Genomic DNA, 17,626 nt, shown 5'->3' on the forward strand with positions numbered 1-17,626 from the left:
GGTCACACGCTTCACACTATTGAGGTTTGCTCCTGCGCAAGCTCGTCGCAGAATAGATATGCTAAGCGCAAATGCACTCATTTGTGTCTCATTAAATATCGGCCAGCTTTCTTTAACATTGCCTATAAAAAAACAAGACTAATGGAAAAGTATCAGTCTTGTTTCTTATTTAAAAATGACTTTATCGATTAAGCAGGCTTCCGACATATCGTAATAATTCATTGGCGGAAGTGGAATTATAACCATGTTCATCAATTAATCTGGCTACCACTTCGTTTACCTTTTTAAGTTGTGATTCATCTGGCGTTTTAGATGATGTCGTAATTTTGACAACATCTTTTAAATCAGCAAACAGTTTCTTTTGAATGGCTTCACGTAGTCGATCATGGGAATTGTAATCAAAACGTTTTCCTTTTCTTGCATAAGCGGAAATTCGAATGAGAATTTCTTCTCTGAATGCCTTTTTCGCATTTTCAGAAACGCCAATTTGCTCTTCAATCGAACGCATTAGTTTTTCATCTGGATTCATTTCTTCTCCAGTAAGCGGGTCCCTAATTTTATTTTTGTTACAAAATGCCTCAACATTATCTAAATAATTATCCATTAACGTGATTGCTGATTCTTCGTAAGAGTAAACGAAAGCTTTTTGAATTTCTTTCTTGGCAATCTCATCATATTCTTTTCTTGCGATGGCAATATAATTCATGTATTTATCTCGGTCTTCTTGTGAAATGGAGGCATGTTGGTCAAGTCCATCCTTCAGCGCTCGCAACACGTCCAGTGCATTAATCGAAGGAACTTCTTTACGAATGATAGCTGAAGAAATTCGGTTGATTACATAACGAGGATCAATTCCTTTCATTCCTTCGTTCGTAAACTCCTTCTGAAGTTCCTCCACGTCCATTTGATTAAACCCTTCCACACTTTCTCCATCATAAAGTCGCATTTTCTTCACAAGGTCAACACCTTGTTTGTTTGGTGTTTCCAGCCTTGTCAAAATTGAAAATATAGCAGCTGCTCGCAGGGCATGTGGAGCAACATGAACATGTTTCATATCACTTTCTCTGATCATTTTTTGATATATACGTTCTTCCTGACTCACTTTTAAATTGTAAGGAATAGGCATGACGATAATTCTGGAGTGAAGTGCTTCATTCTTTTTATTTGAAATAAAAGAGCGATACTCGGTTTCGTTTGTATGAGCTACAATTAGCTCATCCGCACTGATTAATGCAAATCTTCCTGCCTTGAAGTTCCCTTCCTGTGTCAATGATAATAAATGCCACAGAAACTTTTCATCTAGTTTCAGCATCTCTTGAAATTCCATCATACCGCGGTTGGCTTTATTAAACTCACCATCAAAACGATAGGCACGCGGATCCGATTCAGACCCAAACTCGGCAATCGTCGAAAAATCGATACTTCCCGTCAAATCAGCGATGTCCTGTGATTTAGGATCGGATGGGGTAAATGTTCCGATACCTACTCGTTTGTCCTCCGAGAAAAAAATACGTTCTACTAATACATCTTCTATACGTCCATTGTATTCCCGTTCTAATCTCATCGTACTTAGTGGCGACAAACTGCCCTCAATACGGATTCCATACTCCTCAAAAAAGTCGTCACGTAAATGGTTCGGAATCAGATGAAGTGGATCTTCATGCATCGGACAGCCTTTTATGGCATAAACCGCACCCGCATCAGTTTTGGAATATTGTTCAAAACCACGTTTTAGCAATGTCACAATGGAAGATTTCCCACCACTAACTGGCCCCATTAATAATAAAATACGTTTTCGTACATCTAGTCTTTTTGCTGCCGGGTGAAAGTACTCCTCCACTAATCGTTCAATTGAGTCCTCAAGACCGAAGATTTCCTCTCCGAAAAAATGGTACAATTTCTGGCCGTTTCTTTCAGTTAAACCGGAGCTTTTAATCATGTTATAAACGCGCGAATGAGCAGTTTGGGCAACTTCTGGTCTTCTCTTTACAATGTCTAAATATTCCGCAAATGTACCTTCCCATTTGATCTTATCTTCTTCTTCACGGTAGCTTCTCACCTTATTTAATATATCCATTATTCCCCTCCATTCAGGGCGTATTTTATACATAGTATGAAAGGAGAGTATTTATGATTCCCGTTATTACATGAACATCTTTATTCCTTTTTCACATATGTAGTCTTACGAATAAGTAGTTCGCACTGTTTACTACAATTCTTTATGGTTTATCTTCTCTAACTTTTCTAACAAGCGAATTAACAATTTTTCTTCAAATGGTAATTCCATTTAATTTATTGACCGAAGGCAAATAAATCTAATCCCCAAAAAATGTTTCGACAAATTTTTCACTTTTTCTTAACTGTGGATAAGGTTATTCACATTATACCGACTATTCAGCATATGATTTTAAGAGATATGCACAAGTTAGTCACAGATTATCCACCGCACACTGTGAATAAGAGAACGGTTGTTCTCAACAAAACTATCTGATAGATTAAATATATAGCAAAGCTACGTAAAAATAGAGTCGTCCTTGAGTCATAATTTTTTCATTTAAAGATGCTAATGATGCTTTTTTATAAAAATGGAGGTTCATTCAATTATGGGTAAAATGTCATCTGAACTATTAATCGAGTCCTATCTGAAGGCAAAAGAGTTAAAGCTTTGTCCAGAATTTATCTCTTTATTAGAAACTGAAATTCGCAAACGTTCTCTAACCGTCACTCAATAGATCATAGCATTGTTATATGCCTGATCTATTTTCCAGACACTGTGAATAGATTAAATAGCATTCAGATAGTCGATTAACCATAAAAGAGACACCCACAATCAGCTTAACGGTAGATTGTGGTGTCTCTTTTTTATTTTTTGGATTTGTGAACATGATCTACTGAGTAATAATTAGTTACAGTTCCTAGTTAAGTCTCAAGAATGGGATACTAAATAAAAACTCAATGATGTGATAGCTGCGATTTTTGTTAACAATTAGCAGAATTTTATATTGTATAAAAAAATGAGACTGTCCTCATCAGTCAGTCTGATTGGGCAATCTCATTTTTTTCTAAATTTGAAACACTAATTTGTCCATCTCTTCAACCGCATTCAATGTATGCTTTTCGGATGGTTCAATATGTAGGCAATTATTCTCCTGTAATTGATACTCCTTATTTTCTCCAGTGAACATGACCACACCTTTCGAATCACAATTAGGAAATCAACGTTTTGAATCACGTTCTAGAATCCCTTCACCAGCTTTTAACTGGGTATACACAATATCTGCTTGACCAAGTGACAATAATTTGCCAACATGCTTCTGTATTACTTTTTCCATAATAAAAACTGTTCCAAGACAATCGCGACAATTGTCCCCGTAATCAACCCGTTCGATAGGATGGACACAAGAATATTCGGCAACCCAACCAAACTTTCAGTAGGGACGAACATCAGCCCGACACCAATCATTAACCCCAGGCCTATGACTTTAAATGCCTGAACTTGATTCGGTTCCATTGCCAATTCCTTAAAGGCCATTTCAACCATTTTCGTAAAAATGACAAAAGTAACCGCACAGGCTACCGCAGCTGGAAGAGTCGCGAATACCGACATAATGTCTGGAAAGATCGTGATTGCCACGACGATGATGCTTCCTAAAATAAACGGTTTCATCGATACCATTCTCGTCGCACTGACAAAACCAGCTGCACCAGATATGGGGACAGGCCCTATCGAAGAGAATAATCCAGCAACCAGTTGATTCATTCCCGAGGCAATTCCCCCCTCTTTCACACGGCTTTGTACTTCAATCGAAAACGAATGTTTTAATACGCTTTCCATCACACGGATGGACGCCATCATGTTCGCAATCAACAGTAATGTAATAAAGATTGAAGTTACAAGGATTCCACTGTCCCACACCGGTCTTCCATAAACCAGCATACTTGGCAGTTCGATCAGCTGTGTCGTATGGGAAGTATAAACAGGAGTCTTCCCTAGTAAAAGAAATAGTATCCAGCCTGACCCAATTGATAGCAGTACCGAATACTTCGCAACCCATTTTATTTTATGGTTCATGGTTATAAATGTTATGAAGACAACAACCATACTTCCTACAACAACTATTCCATCTAAATGATCCCCTTTTTCTTTGAGCCCAAACATCCCATTAACAAACGTCCCGCTCAATTGCAAGATCAGTAACATCAGATACGTAAACGTAATTGTCGGTGTAAAAAGTTTCTTCATTTTTGAAACAAAACCGAATAAGGCTAATATAATGAAGAGAACTCCACTGTACAGCATCCCACTTTGAAGTGCCTGCAAAGAGTCTTTAGCAGTTGGGTATATAACGCCTACCATTCCGGCATACACAACGAAGATCCCCCACCACAATCCGGCAGCCCCCTCATTGATTGGTAAACGGTGCCCAATGAATGACTGAATAAGACAAGCAATGCCAAGGGTAAAAATCGTCCGTTGTATAAAGAGGGCTGTTTCTGTTCCATCCATCCCAAACACTTGAGCAATTGCGATCGGAGCTGCAATTGACGATGCAATCAGAAATACTGCCCATTGCAAACCACCCGCTAAATTTTTCATACTTACCACAGTCCTTCTTAAGCAATAATAGTACTTACTTAGTTTCATTTCATTTCTTAAATATCTGCGTGCATTCTCTTATATTGAATGAAAATAAAGAACCCAGTCAAAATGGTTACAATGCCTGACCAGAAAAACCAGATTTGCACCCCATATGCATCAACGATTGGTCCTGCTATAGCTAGTCCTATTGGAGATGCCAACAACATCACACTCGTGACAATGGAGATGACTCGCCCCAGCATCTCTGGTGCATAAGCCCGTTGAATCATTGCCATATATGGACCATTGAAGAACGGAGCACTTAAACCCATGACAAAACATAATACCAAAAATATAACAAAAGCGTCCTTAGTAAGAACACCACTAATGACACAGGTCAACCCCATGACGACGAGTGACAGAAACATATACGTAATGTCTTTCCATTTCGAAGCGACTATGGAAAGCAACACTCCACCTAGAATCATTCCAACCCCAAAAAATGCTTCCACAACACTTGCACCAAAACCTCCACGTTCAAAATGTTGGAGGGTCATGAACGGAAATAATGTGGCCAGTGGCATGAAAGCAATACCAAAAATGGCTATCCCAATGGTGACCAATACAATTGGTTTTACTTCAATAAAAGTGTTCCACCCCAGTTTGAACTCATTAATAAATGAGGGAACTTCTTGTTTTTCTATTTTCGGTTGATTGATTGATACAAACAACAACATGATATTGGCGATCAATGCACCCAAAACATCTAAAAACAAAACGACGCCTAATGAGGTCGTAGAGTATACGGCTATGCCTAGTGCAGGACCGATAATATTTGAAAACGAAAAGACCATTTGTTGCCAACCTGCTACACGTGTCAGCTCATCCTCTGGTGCAATCAATGGAATGGCAGCCTGGAATGCTGGTGCATGAAATGATGACGCAACCGATCGAATCACTAAAATAAGATAGACAAACGCTAAACTTGGTTCACCGAAAAAGAAGTACAACCCAAGCACTAAACTAAAAAATGCAATGGCACTATCCGCCAGCATCATCGTTTTCTTACGATTCCAGCGATCTAGCCAAACGCCGATAAAAGGACCTAGTAGTGCTTGTGGTAAAAAACCTGCCAATGCAGCAATCATTAACACGATGGCTGACTCTGTTGTAGCTGTTAAATGCCAAATAATTGCGAACTGTACCATGGATGAGGTTAGTATAGAAAATATTTGTCCACTAAATATGAGTGCGAATGTCTTTTTCCATTGGGATTGCATTGATTATTTCCCCTTACTTGAGTCTCACGTTATAGGCTCTTGCGGCTTCTGATTAACTTCTACATACATTGTTTTGATTAACAAATTAATCATTTCTAAACTAATGTTACCATAACAAAGTTATCGCTATTCCACGATTTTTAAAATACGATGCTAATTCATTTTTATTTTTCATAAAATGGAAGAGTGTTGCTTAAAATCGCCTAAATAACTGTGTCATTCCTGGTTCTTATGATTGGCATTTTCAAACAATCCATCACGAGGGAGAAATGCGATGAAAAAGATATGGCTGTTAGGGTTTGGGTTCTTTAGCATCAGTTTAGGGTGGTCGCTTTACAATGGATTCGTTCCATTCTTTCTTGATAACTATCTTACTAGCACAGCTTTAATTGGTTTTCTGATGACAATTGATAATTATTTCGCTCTTTTTTTGCAACCATATATCGGAAACCGCAGTGATCGAACCTCTACCCGCTTTGGTCGACGAATGCCTTATTTACTTATCGGAATACCCCTGGCCGCAATATTCTATGCTCTCATTCCCTTTCATAACAGTTTAGTTACATTAATCATTTTCATGGTATGCATGAACTTATCAATGGCCATTTTCCGTTCCCCGACCATCGCCTTAATGCCAGATATTACCCCAGAATCTAAACGCACAAAAGCAAACGGCGTTATTAATTTCATGGGTGGCTGTGGAGGAATATTAGCATTTAGCGTCGGAGCTTACTTATTTGATATTGAAGAATCCTTGCCCTTTTTAGTGGTGTCCGCTATTTTCTTTGTCGCATTATGGGTTATCTACATCCATATTAAGGAGAACAGGGATGGCATACCTTTTACTATTTCAACTACAACGCCGAAAATTAATTACAAAAAGGAATTAACCACACCGACCGTTTTTCTGTTAGCTGCTATCTTCTTCTGGTTTATGGCAATCCAGGGAATGGAAGCATTATTCACTTTATATGGAGTAAATGAGCTAGGGTTATCTAAAGGTGCTTCGGCCTTCTCTTTAGCTTTCTTTTCACTAAGTTTTGTCCTTGCAGCCATACCATGTGGACTATTAGGTGCAAAATTCGGCAAGAAGAAAATGATAATAATCGGCATCATCGGATTATTTCTAGTCTTCTTCCTATTAAATTGGATAGAATCGGTCGTTTCGTTACGCTCTCTTTTATTAGTAGGCGGTATGTTTTGGGCATGTATTAATATCAATTCATATCCTTTAATTGTTTCCATGGGAAGTGAACACAGTTTTGGTACTAGAACCGGCTTATATTATTTGGTATCCTCATTGGCGGCCATCATTTCTCCACCAACTTTAGGGTTATTTATCGACTTATTCGGTTTTGGCATACTGTTTAATGCGACCGCAGTGAGTATGCTCTTTGCATTAACTTGTATGCTTAAGGTTAAACATGATGAAACGACTTTTGGAAAATTGCCCCTAACTCTCTAGAAATAACAAAACAACCCGCTAGTTTGCACAGTATAAACTGGCTGACTAGCGGGTTGTTTTTACGTTTTTTAATCTACTTTAAAGTGCGTTTCAGGAATTCTCTTGTACGTTCATGGGTTGGATGATTGAAGATTTGCTCTGGTTTTCCTTCTTCAACAATTACCCCTTTATCCATAAACACCACACGGTCTGAAACTTCCTTAGCAAATTCCATTTCATGTGTGACGATTAACATGGTAAGTCCTGAATTAGCAAGTTCCTTCATGACTTTAAGAACCTCTCCAACCATCTCTGGATCAAGGGCTGATGTTGGTTCATCAAACAACATGACATCGGGATTCATCGAGAGTGCCCTAGCAATTGCAACACGTTGTTTCTGACCACCAGACAAATGGCTTGGTTTGGCGTTTACATATTGGTCCATCCCAACAAGTTTCAAATAATTCATCGCTACCTTTTCAGCTTCGATTTTTGAACGCTTTAACACTTTCACTTGTCCCACGACACAATTGTTTAATACATTGTGATTATTAAATAAGTTAAATTGTTGGAAAACCATACCTAACTTTGTACGGTATGCATGAATGTCATGTTTGTGGTCCAAGATATTTTCACCTTGGTATATAATTTGTCCACCGCTTGGTTTTTCTAATAGATTCACACAACGAAGAAGGGTAGACTTACCCGATCCAGAAGAACCGATGACACAGACAACTTCACCTTTATGCACCGAAAAATCGATGTCTTTTAATACTTCATGAGTTCCAAAGGATTTGCTTAAATGTTGTATATCAATTACTTTTTCCATGTGACCTCCTCCTTCGTTTTTATTGTTGGTCATTTCTACCTTTAGTACTTACTAGAGTCTCTACTTGCACGGGTGGTTGACCAATCATACTATAGTTTTTCGGTCCATCTAATCTTCTCTCAATATAGCGCAAAATGCATGTGACGGTAAAAGTCATGATGAAGTACAAGACACAGGCGATAAAGAATGACTCGAAATATCTGAAGTTATTTCCCGCAACTGACTTTGTTTGGAAGTATAATTCGGTTACCCCGATGACGTTCAGAACGGAAGTATCTTTAATATTGATTACAAATTGATTTCCTGTCGCCGGCAAAATGTTTCTGACAACCTGTGGCAATACAATATGCATCATCGCTTGAAAATGATTCATCCCAATCGCTTGTGCAGATTCGAATTGTCCTTTGTCGACCGACACAATCCCACCTCGCACAATTTCTGCCATATAGGCACCAGTATTAATCGACACAATAAAGAGTGCCGCGACTAATTGATTCATATTTATTCCGAATGCCATAGCCGAACCATAATAAATGACCATAGCTTGTACAATCATAGGTGTACCTCGGAAAAACTCGATATAAACGGAAAGAATCGCATTTACTATTTTGAGTAAGATTCTTTTAACACCACGTTCAGGCACTGGAATGGTATGAATAATTCCAATTAATAACCCAACAATTGCACCCACAATCGTCCCAATCATTGAGATCAATAGAGTCATACCAGCTCCACGCAGGAACATTGGCCAGTTATTTGTAATGATCGTTACAACCCATTCGAAACTCATTTTAATCCTCCTATATAGAAAAGCTTTAAACGCTTTATTTCGATTTCCTACAAAATAAAACCGACTGCAGATAGTTGCAACCGGTATCACATAGACATTATTGTGCAGCAGGTTGGTTCATAATAGCAGTATCCATAATGTCTTGACGCTCTTCTTCCGAGATTTCAGCTAAGGCTTCATTGATTTCCGTTGCTAAATCACTACCTTTTTCTAACCCGACAGCAACAGCAATATCATCGTCGGATGCAACAAATCCTTCAGTAAATTCGACCATTGCAAAGTTTTCGTTTGCAGCAGAAGCACTAATAGCTTCTGGACGTTCTGATACATATCCGTCAATCATTCCTGATTCAAGCGCAACTCGCATTGCCGGGAAGTCGTCCATAGCAGTTTCTTGAATGACACCGTCAATTTGCTCAATTACAGAATAATGGAAAGTGTTTATTTGAGCAGTTACTTTTGCACCCTTGAAGTCTTGGATAGAAGTAGCTCCTTCATATTTTCCACCTTTTTTTACAACCATAACTAAATTTGATTTATAGTAGTTGTCTGAGAAGTCGATTGATTCTTTACGATCATCTGTTGGTGACATACCTGCAATAATGGCATCGATTTTCCCTGAAGTTAATGCTGGAGGAAGACCAGACCATTCAGTTTTCACAATAACTAATTCTTTGCCTAACGCATCAGCAATTTTTTTAGCAATTTCCACGTCATATCCACCTGCATATTCTGCATTGCCATCAATTTTCACTGCACCATTGGAATCATCCATTTGCGTCCAGTTGAATGGTGCATAACCTGCTTCTAAACCAACCTTGAAAGTGTCTTTATTTCCTGTTGATCCCGTTTTATCTGTATCAGATCCACATGCTGCCAACAGCAAAATGGCAGCAAGAATCATGGTAATAACTACGTATGAATTCTTTCTCATGAGTAAATCTCTCCTTTTTTTGAAATATATGATTAGTAGTATCTGAATATATTAAAAAGGCCAACTTGCACAAAAAAAGACCTGAGATAAACTCAGGTCGCAATATGTATAGTTGCCCTAAATCCTCTTCTTTTCCCAAATGAGATAGCACATCGCAATAAACCGGGAAGTCTATTGAGACAGTCCTGCAGTTCTTAACTACAGACCCAGCAAGTAATACCGAGAAATATTACTAACTTCGGCGACAGTTCCTTCTCCTTAGAATCAAAGTTTCTCAAACTCCTCTAAAGACTGTTAAATATCGCACCTCTACCTCACCTATCAAAGTGAGGTTAATATTCAATTATGTTTCATATTCTACAATAATGTATTCTAGCTGTCAACCACTCTAAGATAGAGGATTTCAGCATTTGCTAATGTTATCCCTTGATATGTAAAGTGACCACCGAATAAGTTCACCATTTTAGACAGGGCTAAATAATCTCAATAATACACGCTAAGGCGATTTGTGATGCCTCCTGTCAGAAGCCAGACAGAAAATTACTGACATTCTTCTCGCTCCGGCTACCACTGGAAAGGCACCTACGCTACGCTGATTCTGATTAGAATATTGACTACAGTTAATAAAATTAGTTAAAACATACATTATTACTACGTTTTAAACCATGTTAAGGAGGAACGGAAATCGTTTGAAAGGAGGTTTTTTTATGACAAGAGACAATCATACTGGAGCTACTAACAATAAAGGGTCTATGTCCGTCCAAAAAAATGGAAAAGAAGAAATTTCTTTAGAGTTAGCCGAGCTTGGGAATTTGAAGCCTTTACATCAACCAATGACTCAAAATCAACGTGAACAGAGTCAAGAAGAGAAATCATACGATTAACTTATATCAAAAACGTACAATTTGAGGCGGATTGATCAACTTTCAGGCTGACATCATCAACTTTAGCCAGGAATTGATCAACTTCCGTCTGAATCTGATCAACTCTCGTTCGGACCAGACGATTTCTTAGTTGATTTGTCGACTCGGTGATACTCAGATATTTGAACGACTCGGACATTACGTGTATTGAGCTCATGATATATATCTCTGCTATCTCGAAACGCAATGTATTGGTCTCGCTCGCTTTGAACCAGCTCTTCTGCTTTTTCAAAAGACTCCAAATGGATAAATCTCCTGATATAATGTTCTTCATCAAAGAAATAAGTTATTTTGAATTCTTTCATGACAATTACCTCCTCGGATCATATAATTTCTAACGGAACATTGCCACCAAGTTGTTGAATTTTAACATTAGCATGCCAATAATCCGTATTTGTACACTAAGGAAAAGATTGGGATGCAATTTTAATTCATTTGTTTATCAATCAGTGCAGGTGGTATGCATAGTAGTAAGAACCAATAATGGAGGGATTACTATGACAGTAAAATTAACAGTAGAAAATGCATTACAAGCCAAAACAGAAATCGAGAAATTAGAGACTCAGGGTTTCACACATGACGATATTTATATCTTCGCACACGACAGAGCTCGTTCGGAAGATATTACAAATGCCTTGGAAGTGGAAAAAGTGGGCTTTAAAGAACAAGGCTTCCTTGACACTTTGAAGAATACGACGAGATCTCGCGGAGATGAACTGCGCACAAAATTGGCATCTGTTGGCTTATCAGAACAAGAAGCTGCTCAATATGAAGAAGAACTCGATAAAGGCAAACTCGTCATTATCGCCAACAAAAACCTATAAATGAAGAAGTAATAGGACATCTACGGTAATCTTCGTAGATGTCCTTTTTTCGTTTTTCTTCACACAAATGTAACCATACACAAACTGACCATTAGGTGAATGAACACCTAATGGTCAGTTTGTTGTGTTGTATAGGGAAGAACCAGCTACAGCTAATTTCAACTACTTACTTATCTGTTCACTGATTCGTTTGATTAATTTGTTTCGATTATTAACTACAAACTTATACTCTTCTCCACTAATCACTACAATTCTCAAGCCATTAGGTACAATATAGAGTGTATTTCGTTTCCCAACTTCTTTAATGTCACTCATCTTAAGTGTTAAATCATTACGGTTTACGTTGATTTTATGTGGATGAAAGACAATCTCTGTTTCTGTAATTTTCATTCTTCCACCAACCGCTTCAATCCCTCTAAATAAATTTGCAGGCACATTCAACTCTTTTTTCTTAGTTTCAGGCTTCATTATCATGACACTCTCCAGTTATTTTTTGGGGGTCGCTTAACTTCTTAAGACGAATTAATTTATGCAATAATGGTGCTTTTTTATTTCGTGCACATCACATTTAATACCATCTTAACACCCTTCATTCTCTTTAAACCGTTGATTCTCCTTTTTATCCAAAAAACAAGAAGTTCTGCGCACATCAAAAAACCACGACAAATTACTGTCGTGGCGGAATTATTCATGTCTGTGCTTTTTGTAGACGTTGCTCCATAATAAGGAATCCGCCGACCAAGCCAATCATAGAGAAGATAAGAGGTATGATGAAACCATAATGGTAGCCAATACTAAGATCCGCCGACTGAAAATGGTCCAATACTTTTCCGAAAATACTTGGTAATAAAACGGCACTCAAAAATCCGCCAGTATTAGCAAAACCAGACACCACGCCAACTACTCTGATATCAAAAGATTTACGAACAATGATAAATGTTAACGCACTGGCCCCATTCCCATATCCAATTAGAAAGAAGAGAATGGCCAGTACGGCTATAGGAGGTTTACCGTCAAACAAAATAAATGCTAACCAACTTACTAAAATAATAACATGAACAATAATATATGGACGCTTAATCGATCCGATACGACCTGTAATCCAGCTGGTTAAAGGAGCCCCAATGATCGCTCCAATTAGACCAATCATAATGAATTGACTGGCATGTGATCGCGTCATATCATACATGTTCATCCCATATGGAACAGCCCAAGAACCAATAAACCCTACATATGTTCCAACTGCTCCAAAGTGACATAAGAACGTCGCCCATGCTTGTCGATCAGAAAAGATACGACGGAGTATGACACGTGTTTTCTCACGTTTTATCGCTACCTTTACAGGAGTTTTCTCTTTAGTTATATCGTTCTTATCCATTTGTCTAGGTTTTCTGACAAGAATATAATAAAGAAGTAAGCCCCAAAGAATTAATACGATACCCACCGTAAAAAAAGGAGCCCTCCAACCTGTCCAGGAAATCCAAGCCGAAAACGGAACCGTCGCAACCAAGAATCCGAGACTCCCTGTCATACCTGCAAGACCAAGCAACCCAATAAATTCACTTACTTTAAACCAGATGCTTAATATTAAAACTAGATTGACCCAAATGGTCGCGTCTCCCACTCCTACCAAAAATCGAGCAAGAAATAGAACGGATTCATTTGGGGCAATGCTATAGATCAAAGTCCCTAAACCATTCAATATGGTCCCTAAAATCAGAAAAATATTGGGACCAAATCGATCAGATAAAATTCCAATGGGTATTTGTAAACCAGCATATGCTAAAAACTGAATACTTGTCAGCAATCCAATCGTCGATGCCGTCACGCTAAAATCACTCATCAACTGATCCGAGATTAGTCCTGGTGCCGTTCTTTGACTCACGATCAAGAGGTAAGAAAACAATACGGTCGCAAATACTACCCATCTATATTTACTATTTTGCTTTTCCAATATCACTACTCCTATACCTTATATTATTTTGATAGTATACTCCTTTTTTCGATCATGTGGGTTTAGAAGTCTTTCTCTCTGAAGTTTGGATTAATAAAGTTCTTTCTTCACTCGTGTTTGTAGTAAATTTGACATAATTTAACAGTCTTGTTTTCAACACGCCATCACTATAAATAAAAACAAGCCCTCCGCGTTTATTTCAACACAAAGGACTTGTTTTAAGTTTAGCGTGATTGGTGATGGAGGAACTCACGCATTTTGTTGGCATATGCTTGCGGATCTTCAACGCCTGGCATATGAGAGCAATTTTCAAACACATAAAACTTCGAACCGGGGACAAAGCTTGCATAATACTGCGTTGTTTCTGGAGTTGCTTCATCAAAACGACCACATGTAAAGAGACTTGGAATCACAATCTCATTTAGTCGATCAGTTACATCAAATTCCTTCAAAGTTCCAGTAACGGTAAACTCCGACGCTCCCCACATCATGCTATAAATTTCGTGGTTATTTTTCTTCATCCCATCCAACAGTTCTTGTGGCCAAGGAAGAAGTCGGCATACATGTCGTTCGTAAAATTGAATCATCGCTTGCTGATACTCAACCGAGTCTGTGGCTTTTTCTCGTTCACAGCGTTCAATGAGCTCCTGCGTCTCTATAGGGAAGTCCTGCTTCATATATTCCCGCTGATCACGTTCCCAAATTTTTGCACTCAGGCACGGACCAGAAAAAATGACACTCTTTACACCTGTTGGCTTTTTTAATAGATAGGCAGCAGCAAGCATCGTTCCCCATGAGTGACCAAGGATATGAAGCTCTTCTAACCCAAGGGCAGCCCTCACTTGCTCCAATTCCTCCACATAACGTTCCACCGTCCACAAAGAACGATCGGTTGGACGGTCTGATTTCCCACATCCGAGCTGATCATAATGAATCACTGGTCTTTCGTCGCCTAGTGTCCTTATCGGATCGTAATCACTACTACTTCCACCCGGACCACCATGCAACACGAGCAAAGGAACACCCGATCCATCCCCAGACTTACGGTACCATACGTTTCCTCCTGTAACCGGGATAAACCCTTCTTGCACTTGCATCATATATCGTCACCTTTCTTAATAAAGACTATTTCTTCTTATAAAGTATTTTTTCCTTCTTATTAATGAAATACCTTTACAAGTTAAATCAAAAAACGATCCTATGTAAGCGATCGTCTTTTGATTTACTTATTTCATTAATATATTGATCAATTGATCTGCACCTAGATAGACAAACATAATTAGGCAACCCACTAATACAATATTGGCAACCCATTTGTTTCTCAATTCTTGTGCCACTGATTTTGAATTTAATAGAAGAAGTAGTGAAATAGCCAAGAAAGGCATAAATAGTGAACCTAAAGCTCCATAAATAATAATGAGTTCTACTGGTTTTCCGAAGTAGAATAAAATCATTGGTGGGAAAGTAAGCCAAGCTAAGTAGAAACGGTAAGCTGGTTCTGTTACCGATACAATTTGCTTTCCTGGAGCTTTCTTTTTACGCACTGTTTTAATGAAATCCGCAAATAGATAAGGAACACCATTCCAAACACCTAGTAATGATGTATATGCTGCTGACCAAAATGCGACTAAGAACATCCATCTCATAGGTGTTCCGAATTCTTCACCTAACATATCTGCCAATTTAAGTAACCCTTGATCGTCTCGAATACTAACACCAGAGCCACCTAAGAATTCAGCACCGATTACCAGACCAGCCAAGGTAAATATTGCCGTCAGTGTGTAAGCTACCTTGGCATCAATACGCATGGTCGGAATCCACTCTTTGCCTTTCCAGTTTTTCTCTGCAAGCCAGTAACCATATGAAGCCATGGTAATTGTTCCACCTACACCTCCAATTAATCCAATCATCATCATGAATGATCCATCAGGGATTCTCGGTACAAAACCGCCTGCAAAGTCACCAATGCTTGGCAGGAACAACACTGCTGTCCCGATAATAGTGATGAACATAACCCCAATTAAAACGGTCATGACTCTTTCGAATAGAAGATAGCGGCCAGACCAAATCAATAAAAATCCACCAATCGAATGAATAATTGCCCATGCCCATAACGGCATAATGGGAAACATCGCATGCATGGCCATACCAGAAGTAGACGCTGCTGCTGCTCCGTATACAAATCCCCAAATAATGGAGTATACTCCAAAATACCCTGTAGCCCATTTGCCCAGGCTATGCCAGCCATCCAATATGGTTCTGCCAGTGGCCAAATACCATCTACCTACACCTTCATTTAAGAAATATTTAAGTATTGATCCGACAATGATTGCCCAAACAAACGTCATGCCAAATGATGTACCGATTACAATCGATGTAATCAAATCGGCTGTTCCTACACCAGTAGCTGCAACAATAAGACCAGGTCCAACCTGTTTAAGCTTTTCACCCATTGTTTTAGGTGGAATTAGATTTTTATTAATGTTTGACAAAGTATTACCCCCTTTAAAATTCTAAGTATTTTCTAACAGTACGGCCATCCCCTGGCCTCCACCAACACAAAGCGTTGCAATACCGAATTGATCATTTCTGTTTCTCATTTCATGCAAAAGTTTTGTAAGTATAACTGCACCAGACGCTCCTAGTGGATGGCCTAAAGCAATTGCTCCACCATTTACATTCACCTTGTCCATTTCAATATTGGATTCACGAATAACTGCCAGTGACTGAGCGGCAAATGCTTCATTCAACTCAAATAACCCAATATCCTGTATTTGAAGGCTTGTTTTATGCAATAGTTTCTCGATTGCTGGGACAGGCCCGATTCCCATATAACGTGGATCAACACCTGTAGCATGCCAATTTTTTATTTTTGCCAACGGTTTTAATCCAAGCTTTTGAGCTTTTTCGGCAGTCATAATAATAAGTGCACTTGCACCATCATTACGTCCACAAGCATTACCAGCTGTAAAAGTTCCGCCATTCTTGAATACTGGTTTCAAGTTTGATAGCTTGTCCAATGTGGTCTCGCGCATATGTTCATCTTTTGCAAACACAAACGTTTCCTTTTTAGCCTTAATCTCAATCGGTACGATCTGGGAATCAAATTTTCCATTGTCCCAAGCTGCTTTCGCCCGTTTTTGGCTTTCCAAAGCGAACAAGTCTTAATCTTCTCTCGAAATGCCATATTGTTTTGCGACATTTTCAGCTGTCATGCCCATTCCTAAGTCTTTTCCATACATTTCTGTAGGCTGTTGCCCGTTCTCTAAATTCGAATCTACTAAATATGGATTTCCTTCGCCAAATCTAGAGTTTCTTAAATAGATAGGTGCTCTACTCAGATTTTCAGCACCACCAGCAAGGACAATATCATCAGGATTAAAAGCCAGATACTGAACCCCTGACACCACTGATTGCATACCTGAAGCACATAGTCGGTTCACGGTGTAGTCAGAAGCTTCCAAAGTAATGCCTGCTTTTAATGAAGCCACTCTAGCTAAGTTTGAGGACTCAGTTGACTGTCTTACTTCACCCAAAATTACTTCATTAATTTGGTCTGCCGTCAAACCCGCCTTCTTGATTGCGTCTTTCATTACTGAGGCCGCTTAATCTCCTGAAGTTACATTCTTTAACTGTCCACCAAAACGTCCAATTGCCGTACGATTGGCACTTACGATGACATATTCATGTTCCATTTCACAAGACTCCTTTTTAGGTATTAGGTAATGTTTAATAGATGGTCAATGATTTTGATACTGTAAAGTCTGAAGGCGTGATTTCTTTCAATCATTCAACAGTCAAACCTTATGCCAGTTCTTCCAATATCATTTTGTTATCAACAAAACGGAATCCTGCTCCTAAATAAGTGTGCTTACGACATTTTTCGCCATCACGGGATACGTACAGCTCTCCACAACCTTCGGCTCGCCATCCACCGGGTCCACCTAAATTATTATTGATAATAGTCAAGCCTGAAACCGAAAGTTCGGACAGTGCTTCTACTAGTTGGAGCGGGCAACCTACTAATCCAAAACCTCATACAGCTACGATATCACCACTTTTCATGTGA

At 38.8% G+C, this 17,626-nt stretch carries 15 protein-coding genes, 1 pseudogene and 1 riboswitch; of the genes and pseudogenes, 4 read left to right on the top strand and 12 right to left on the bottom strand.

Annotation, left to right across the window (positions count from 1 at the left end; all coding sequences use genetic code 11):
- Nucleotides 1-181 precede the first annotated feature (181 nt).
- The gene (locus tag GY23_RS09915; RefSeq protein ID WP_075619067.1) at nucleotides 182-2,077 is read right to left on the bottom strand and encodes a PrkA family serine protein kinase; all 1,896 of its coding nucleotides are present in this window, start codon (nucleotides 2,075-2,077) and stop codon (nucleotides 182-184) included.
- A 526-nt stretch (nucleotides 2,078-2,603) separates the two neighbouring features.
- On the opposite strand from GY23_RS09915, the gene sda reads away from it, so the two are divergent.
- Nucleotides 2,604-2,732, top strand: coding sequence for a sporulation histidine kinase inhibitor Sda (gene sda, locus GY23_RS09920; RefSeq protein ID WP_075619068.1), 129 nt, complete (start codon nucleotides 2,604-2,606; stop codon nucleotides 2,730-2,732).
- 587 nt (nucleotides 2,733-3,319) lie between these two features.
- On the opposite strand, the gene GY23_RS09925 is transcribed toward sda, so the two are convergent.
- On the bottom strand, nucleotides 3,320-4,597 hold the full coding sequence (locus GY23_RS09925; protein ID WP_075619069.1) for a purine/pyrimidine permease: 1,278 nt from the start codon (nucleotides 4,595-4,597) through the stop codon (nucleotides 3,320-3,322).
- A gap of 56 nt (nucleotides 4,598-4,653) precedes the next feature.
- The gene (locus tag GY23_RS09930) at nucleotides 4,654-5,859 is read right to left on the bottom strand and encodes an MFS transporter (protein WP_075619070.1); all 1,206 of its coding nucleotides are present in this window, start codon (nucleotides 5,857-5,859) and stop codon (nucleotides 4,654-4,656) included.
- A gap of 274 nt (nucleotides 5,860-6,133) precedes the next feature.
- Here GY23_RS09930 and GY23_RS09935 point away from each other — a divergent pair, with 274 nt between their 5' ends.
- Complete coding sequence (locus tag GY23_RS09935; protein ID WP_075619071.1) at nucleotides 6,134-7,324, top strand: SLC45 family MFS transporter; 1,191 nt, start codon at nucleotides 6,134-6,136, stop codon at nucleotides 7,322-7,324.
- A 73-nt stretch (nucleotides 7,325-7,397) separates the two neighbouring features.
- Here the strand turns inward: GY23_RS09935 and GY23_RS09940 are convergent, their stop codons facing one another.
- The 3 genes from GY23_RS09940 to GY23_RS09950 form a co-directional block, all read right to left on the bottom strand.
- A complete protein-coding gene (locus GY23_RS09940) occupies nucleotides 7,398-8,132 on the bottom strand; it encodes an amino acid ABC transporter ATP-binding protein (RefSeq protein ID WP_075619072.1) in 735 nt (244 codons plus the stop codon).
- A gap of 19 nt (nucleotides 8,133-8,151) precedes the next feature.
- Nucleotides 8,152-8,922, bottom strand: a complete 771-nt coding sequence (locus GY23_RS09945) for an amino acid ABC transporter permease (protein ID WP_075619073.1) — start codon at nucleotides 8,920-8,922, stop codon at nucleotides 8,152-8,154.
- Nucleotides 8,923-9,019: 97 nt separating this feature from the next.
- Nucleotides 9,020-9,856, bottom strand: a complete 837-nt coding sequence (locus GY23_RS09950; protein WP_075619074.1) for a transporter substrate-binding domain-containing protein — start codon at nucleotides 9,854-9,856, stop codon at nucleotides 9,020-9,022.
- A 137-nt stretch (nucleotides 9,857-9,993) separates the two neighbouring features.
- A riboswitch (Lysine riboswitch) is annotated at nucleotides 9,994-10,176 on the bottom strand.
- Between the two features lie 387 nt (nucleotides 10,177-10,563).
- Between GY23_RS09950 and GY23_RS18480 the strand changes: the two genes are divergently transcribed.
- A complete protein-coding gene (locus tag GY23_RS18480) occupies nucleotides 10,564-10,740 on the top strand; it encodes a hypothetical protein (protein WP_169834563.1) in 177 nt (58 codons plus the stop codon).
- 98 nt (nucleotides 10,741-10,838) lie between these two features.
- Here the strand turns inward: GY23_RS18480 and GY23_RS09955 are convergent, their stop codons facing one another.
- Nucleotides 10,839-11,084, bottom strand: coding sequence for a hypothetical protein (locus GY23_RS09955; protein WP_075619075.1), 246 nt, complete (start codon nucleotides 11,082-11,084; stop codon nucleotides 10,839-10,841).
- A 192-nt stretch (nucleotides 11,085-11,276) separates the two neighbouring features.
- On the opposite strand from GY23_RS09955, the gene GY23_RS09960 reads away from it, so the two are divergent.
- Complete coding sequence (locus tag GY23_RS09960; protein ID WP_075619076.1) at nucleotides 11,277-11,603, top strand: YflT domain-containing protein; 327 nt, start codon at nucleotides 11,277-11,279, stop codon at nucleotides 11,601-11,603.
- Between the two features lie 162 nt (nucleotides 11,604-11,765).
- On the opposite strand, the gene GY23_RS09965 is transcribed toward GY23_RS09960, so the two are convergent.
- From GY23_RS09965 to GY23_RS09985, 5 genes and pseudogenes are all read right to left on the bottom strand, one after another.
- Entirely contained in the window at nucleotides 11,766-12,077 is a 312-nt protein-coding gene (locus GY23_RS09965; RefSeq protein WP_075619077.1) for a GRAM domain-containing protein, read from the bottom strand.
- Nucleotides 12,078-12,291: 214 nt separating this feature from the next.
- The gene (locus GY23_RS09970) at nucleotides 12,292-13,557 is read right to left on the bottom strand and encodes an MFS transporter (protein ID WP_075619078.1); all 1,266 of its coding nucleotides are present in this window, start codon (nucleotides 13,555-13,557) and stop codon (nucleotides 12,292-12,294) included.
- A 224-nt stretch (nucleotides 13,558-13,781) separates the two neighbouring features.
- Entirely contained in the window at nucleotides 13,782-14,657 is an 876-nt protein-coding gene (locus GY23_RS09975) for a proline iminopeptidase-family hydrolase (RefSeq protein ID WP_084544100.1), read from the bottom strand.
- 126 nt (nucleotides 14,658-14,783) lie between these two features.
- Nucleotides 14,784-16,049 (bottom strand): Nramp family divalent metal transporter, encoded by a 1,266-nt coding sequence (locus GY23_RS09980; RefSeq protein WP_342742404.1) that lies wholly within the window; start codon nucleotides 16,047-16,049, stop codon nucleotides 14,784-14,786.
- A 21-nt stretch (nucleotides 16,050-16,070) separates the two neighbouring features.
- Nucleotides 16,071-17,150, bottom strand: a pseudogene (locus GY23_RS09985) (thiolase family protein).
- Nucleotides 17,151-17,626: the final 476 nt, after the last annotated feature.

Source organism: Paenisporosarcina indica, from assembly GCF_001939075.1.
GTDB classification, from domain to species: domain Bacteria; phylum Bacillota; class Bacilli; order Bacillales_A; family Planococcaceae; genus Paenisporosarcina; species Paenisporosarcina indica.

Excerpts from the sequence above, each read along its gene's own strand:
- GY23_RS09915 (WP_075619067.1), bottom strand. The coding sequence starts at position 2,077 with ATGGATATATTAAATAAGGTGAGAAGCTACCGTGAAGAAGAAGATAAG.
- sda (WP_075619068.1), top strand. The coding sequence starts at position 2,604 with ATGGGTAAAATGTCATCTGAACTATTAATCGAGTCCTATCTGAAGGCA.
- GY23_RS09925 (WP_075619069.1), bottom strand. The coding sequence starts at position 4,597 with ATGAAAAATTTAGCGGGTGGTTTGCAATGGGCAGTATTTCTGATTGCA.
- GY23_RS09930 (WP_075619070.1), bottom strand. The coding sequence starts at position 5,859 with ATGCAATCCCAATGGAAAAAGACATTCGCACTCATATTTAGTGGACAA.
- GY23_RS09935 (WP_075619071.1), top strand. The coding sequence starts at position 6,134 with ATGAAAAAGATATGGCTGTTAGGGTTTGGGTTCTTTAGCATCAGTTTA.
- GY23_RS09940 (WP_075619072.1), bottom strand. The coding sequence starts at position 8,132 with ATGGAAAAAGTAATTGATATACAACATTTAAGCAAATCCTTTGGAACT.
- GY23_RS09945 (WP_075619073.1), bottom strand. The coding sequence starts at position 8,922 with ATGAGTTTCGAATGGGTTGTAACGATCATTACAAATAACTGGCCAATG.
- GY23_RS09950 (WP_075619074.1), bottom strand. The coding sequence starts at position 9,856 with ATGAGAAAGAATTCATACGTAGTTATTACCATGATTCTTGCTGCCATT.
- GY23_RS18480 (WP_169834563.1), top strand. The coding sequence starts at position 10,564 with ATGACAAGAGACAATCATACTGGAGCTACTAACAATAAAGGGTCTATG.
- GY23_RS09955 (WP_075619075.1), bottom strand. The coding sequence starts at position 11,084 with ATGAAAGAATTCAAAATAACTTATTTCTTTGATGAAGAACATTATATC.
- GY23_RS09960 (WP_075619076.1), top strand. The coding sequence starts at position 11,277 with ATGACAGTAAAATTAACAGTAGAAAATGCATTACAAGCCAAAACAGAA.
- GY23_RS09965 (WP_075619077.1), bottom strand. The coding sequence starts at position 12,077 with ATGATAATGAAGCCTGAAACTAAGAAAAAAGAGTTGAATGTGCCTGCA.
- GY23_RS09975 (WP_084544100.1), bottom strand. The coding sequence starts at position 14,657 with ATGATGCAAGTGCAAGAAGGGTTTATCCCGGTTACAGGAGGAAACGTA.